The sequence below is a fragment of the Mycobacterium sp. genome (assembly GCF_008709575.1).
In the GTDB taxonomy this organism is placed as follows: domain Bacteria; phylum Actinomycetota; class Actinomycetes; order Mycobacteriales; family Mycobacteriaceae; genus Mycobacterium.
Map to the genome: position 1 here is coordinate 1 of NZ_VYIK01000377.1, position 678 is coordinate 678.

The window sequence follows — 678 nt, forward strand, 5'->3', positions numbered from 1 at the left end:
ACAACGGCCAGGCCGTCGTGTAGGTTGATGTCGGCGACGGCCAGCGCGCACAGTTCGCCGGCGCGCACACCGGTCTCGACCATCAGCCGCACGATGGCCTCGTCGCGGATGTCACGGAACTCTTTGCCGCGGCAGGCGCGGATCAGCGCGGTGATCTGCTCGTCGGTGAGCGGCTCAACGACCTTGGTGTCCAGTTTGGGGGCTTTGACGCCGAGTAGCGGGTCTGTGTCTTGTTCGCCTTCGTCGGTGAGCCAGGCGGAGAAGCGGCGTACGGCGAGCTGGCGGGCCGCAGCGGTGGCGGGTTGCGCACCGGCGTCGAGCAGGTCGGCGATCCAGGCGGTGAGTTGGCGGCGGTCCAGGGCCGCGGGGTGGCCGCTGGTGTGGCACCAGGTCAGGTAGCGGCGCACGCCGTCGCCGTAGGACTTGACCGTCTGGTCGCTTTTACGTTCGGCGCGCAGCGATATCTCCCAGGAGTCGAGCAAGGTGTGCAGGTCAGGTGGTGCGGCGGGGCGGCGCGGCATGACCACTATCTTAACTAAGGCCGCTGTGCTAACTGTTTGACGGCCAGAAAACCAGTAAAACCGCAGGTCAGAGCGTTAAAGCGGGGTTTTCGTCAGTCCAGGTAGTCGCGCAGGACTTGGGAACGGCTGGGGTGACGCAACTTCGACATGGTCTTCG

1 protein-coding gene is annotated in these 678 nt (G+C 65.6%); it reads right to left on the reverse strand.

The annotated features are described in order from the left end of the window. A partial coding sequence (locus tag F6Q13_RS19050) for a tyrosine-type recombinase/integrase (RefSeq protein ID WP_293059850.1) occupies positions 1 to 521 on the reverse strand: 521 nt, incomplete at its 3' end. Between the last annotated feature and the right edge of the window lie 157 nt (positions 522 to 678).